Source organism: uncultured Mycobacterium sp. (assembly GCF_964249325.1).
Taxonomy (GTDB): domain Bacteria; phylum Actinomycetota; class Actinomycetes; order Mycobacteriales; family Mycobacteriaceae; genus Mycobacterium.
Genome location: NZ_CAXUCH010000271.1, coordinates 1,261 through 4,916, shown reverse-complemented (window position 1 = coordinate 4,916; position 3,656 = coordinate 1,261). Strand labels below are relative to the sequence as shown.

The 3,656-nt window shown below is 67.0% G+C and carries 1 protein-coding gene and 2 pseudogenes (2 of these 3 only partly in view); 2 read left to right on the top strand and 1 reads right to left on the bottom strand.

From position 1 onward, the window contains the following. Both cobN and ACFE99_RS22270 read left to right on the top strand, forming a co-directional pair. Positions 1-2,785, top strand: a pseudogene (gene cobN / locus ACFE99_RS22275) (cobaltochelatase subunit CobN) (its annotated part extends 444 nt beyond the left edge of the window); the annotation flags it as partial. A gap of 4 nt (positions 2,786-2,789) precedes the next feature. Beyond that, the gene (locus tag ACFE99_RS22270) at positions 2,790-3,173 is read left to right on the top strand and encodes a PPOX class F420-dependent oxidoreductase (protein WP_375488642.1); all 384 of its coding nucleotides are present in this window, start codon (positions 2,790-2,792) and stop codon (positions 3,171-3,173) included. A gap of 11 nt (positions 3,174-3,184) precedes the next feature. Here ACFE99_RS22270 and ACFE99_RS22265 read toward each other — a convergent pair. Beyond that, positions 3,185-3,656 (bottom strand): annotated as a pseudogene (locus ACFE99_RS22265) (dienelactone hydrolase family protein) (it continues 131 nt past the right edge of the window).

Here is a 3,656-nt window from a genome sequence, read left to right as displayed (position 1 = left end):
GAGCCCGCTCGACGTGGCCAGCCAGGTCGCCGTGCCGGAGTTCGACGGCCGCATCATCACAGTCCCGTTCTCGTTCAAAGAAATCGATTACGAAGGCCTGATCTCCTACGTTGCTGACCCGGAGCGCTGCGCCCGGGTTGCCGGCCTGGCGGTGCGCCACGCACAGCTGCGCCGGGTCGCCAACGCCGACAAGCGGGTGGCGATCGTGTTCTCGGCCTACCCGACCAAGCACGCCCGGATCGGCAACGCAGTCGGCCTGGACACCCCAGCCAGCGCCGTCAAGCTGCTGCGGGCCATGCGTGAGCAGGGTTATCTGGTCGGCGATATCCCCGGCCTCGATGCCCAAGACGGCGACGCGCTGGTGCACGCGCTGATCGAACGCGGCGGCCAGGATCCCGATTGGCTCACCGCCGGCCAACTCGCCGGAAATCCAATCAGGATGTCCGCCAAGGATTACCGCGCTTGGTTTGCCACCCTGCCAGCCGATTTCACCGACGCGGTCCAAAAGCATTGGGGTCCGCCGCCCGGCGACTTGTTCGTCGACCGGACCAGCGACCCCGACGGCGAAATCGTCATCGCCGCAATCCAAGCCGGCAACGTGGTGGTCATGATCCAGCCACCCCGCGGCTTCGGCGCCAACCCGGTGGCGATCTATCACGACCCGGATCTGCCGCCCAGCCACCACTATCTGGCCGCCTACCGCTGGCTCGACGCCGGCTTCCCTAATAGTTTTAGGGCCCACGCCGTGGTGCATCTGGGCAAGCACGGCAATCTCGAGTGGCTGCCAGGCAAGACGCTGGGCCTGTCGGCGGCCTGCGCCTGCGACGCCGCGCTGGGCAGCTTGCCGCTGGTGTACCCGTTTCTGGTCAACGACCCCGGCGAAGGCACCCAGGCCAAGCGGCGCGCGCACGCGGTTCTCGTCGACCACCTCATCCCGCCGATGGCGCGCGCCGAAACCTACGGTGACATCGCCCGATTGGAGCAGCTGCTCGACGAGCACGCCGCCGTCGCTGCGCTGGATCCCGCCAAGCTGCCCGCAATCCGCCAGCAGATCTGGACCCTGATCCGGGCGGCCAAGATGGACCACGATCTCGGACTGGCCGAACGCCCCGAAGACGACTCGTTCGACGACATGCTGCTGCACGTCGACGGGTGGCTGTGTGAGATCAAAGACGTCCAGATTCGCGACGGCCTGCACATCTTGGGCCACGTTCCGCAAGGCGAGCAACAACTGGACCTGGTGCTGGCGATCCTGCGGGCCCGGCAGCTCTTCGGCGGCCAAGCATCGCTGCCCGGGCTGCGTCAGGCGCTCGGTCTTGCCGAGGACGGCAGCGACGAGCGCATCTCCGTCGACCAGGCCGAAGGTCAAGCTCGGGAGCTGGTAAAAGCGCTGCAGGACAGCGGCTGGGATCCCGACGCGGCCGAACGGCTGACCGACCGCGCAGACGTGGCGGCCGTACTGCGCTTCGCCGCCACTGAAGTGGTGCCCCGGCTGGGCGGCTCGGCGAACGAAATCGGCCAGGTGCTCAGGGCATTGGACGGCCGGTTCATCGCGGCGGGGCCGTCGGGGTCGCCGCTGCGCGGCCTGGTCAACGTGCTGCCCACCGGGCGGAACTTCTACTCCGTCGACCCAAAGGCCGTACCATCCCGGTTGGCGTGGGAAACCGGTGTGGCACTAGCAGATTCGCTGCTTGCCCGCTACCGCGACGACTACGGGTGCTGGCCGCGATCGGTCGGGCTTTCGGTGTGGGGGACTTCGGCGATGCGCACCGCCGGCGATGATGTCGCCGAAGTGCTTGCGCTGCTTGGTGTGCGGCCCGTCTGGGACGACGCGTCACGACGGGTGGTGAACCTGGAGGCGATCTCGTTAACGGAGCTGGGCCGTCCCCGCATCGACGTGACGGTGCGGATCTCCGGGTTCTTCCGCGACGCGTTCCCGCATGTGGTGACCATGCTCGATGACGCGGTGCGGTTGGTCGCCGAACTCGACGAACCCGTCGACGACAACTACGTGCGCGCCCACACCCAGGCCGACCTCGCGCAGCACGGCGACCAACGCCGAGCCACCACACGGGTTTTCGGATCCAAGCCAGGCACCTACGGCGCGGGGCTGCTGCAGCTGATCGACAGCCGCAACTGGCGTGACGACGCCGATCTCGCCCAGGTGTACACCGCCTGGGGTGGATACGCTTACGGCCGCTACCTCGACGGCCGGCCGGCGGCCGACGACATGAACCGCCAATACCGGCGCATCGCAGTCGCCGCCAAGAACACCGACACCCGCGAGCACGACATCGCCGACTCCGACGACTACTTCCAATACCACGGCGGCATGGTGGCCACCGTGCGCGCGCTGACCGGGCAGGCTCCGGCGGCCTACATCGGCGACAACACCCGTCCCGACGCGATCCGCACTCGAACCCTCTCGGAGGAGACCATCCGGGTATTTCGTGCCCGGGTGATCAATCCGCGCTGGATGACCGCGATGCGCCGGCACGGCTACAAGGGCGCTTTCGAAATGGCTGCCACAGTGGACTACCTGTTCGGCTACGACGCCACGGCGGGCGTGATGGCCGACTGGATGTACGAGCAGCTCACCGAGCGCTACGTGCTGGACGCCGAAAACCGTAAATTCATGGCCGAGTCCAACCCGTGGGCGCTGCACGGGATGGCTGAACGGCTGCTGGAGGCCGTCGGCCGCGGCATGTGGAGCGATCCGCAACCGGACACCCTCGATGGACTGCGGCAGGCGCTGCTGGAAACCGAAGGCGACTTGGAAGGCTAGGCGTATGTCACCCACCTTTGCCGACATCGCGCAGTCGGAGTACATCCTGCTGACCACCTTCACCAAGGACGGGCGGCCCAAGCCGACTCCGATCTGGGCCGCACCGGATGGCGATCGGCTGCTGGTCATCACCGAAGAAAAGTCTTGGAAAGTCAAGCGAATTCGCAACAATCCGCGAGTCACACTGGCGGCGTGCGATCTGCGGGGGCGGCCGAAGTCCGACGCCGTCGAAGCGACCGCCGCCATCCTCGACAAATCGCACACGGCCGCGGTCTACCACGCCATCGGTAAGCGATACGGCGTCGTCGGCCGAGTGTTCAATTTCTTCAGCAAACTGCGCGGCGGCATGCACAACAACGTCGGGCTGGAGCTTCGCCCCGCGCGATAGTCGGCGGTCCGCTACGCCGGCGCCTTGCCCAGATGTTCGCCGAAGAAAGCGAACACCCGGGCCCAGGCATCCTCGGTGGCTGCCTCGTTATAGCCGAATCCGGTAATGCGTAACAGCGGCTGGGCGGGCAGTTTGTTGGCAAAGCTGTGCCCGGCGCGGGGATAGACCTTGACATCGTTGGGAATGCCCTTGTGCTCGAGAACCCGGTGCAGCCGATTGGGCGCGCCGATTCCCAGAGGGTCGCGGGCCCCGAAGCTGGCCACGATCGGGCACGCGCCGTTGAGGGTTTCGTCGAGGTGACGGGGGAGCGGGGTGCCGTAGAACGGCGCCGAGGCGCCAAAGCCCTTGGGCGCCATGATCAATGCGAACTGCCCGCCCATACAGAAGCCGGCGATGCCGACCCGCCCCGAACACTCCGGTAGCGACTGCAGGTAGTCGCGGGCGGCCAAGACGTCGTCGAACGCGGCGCCCTGCTTGCTGAAC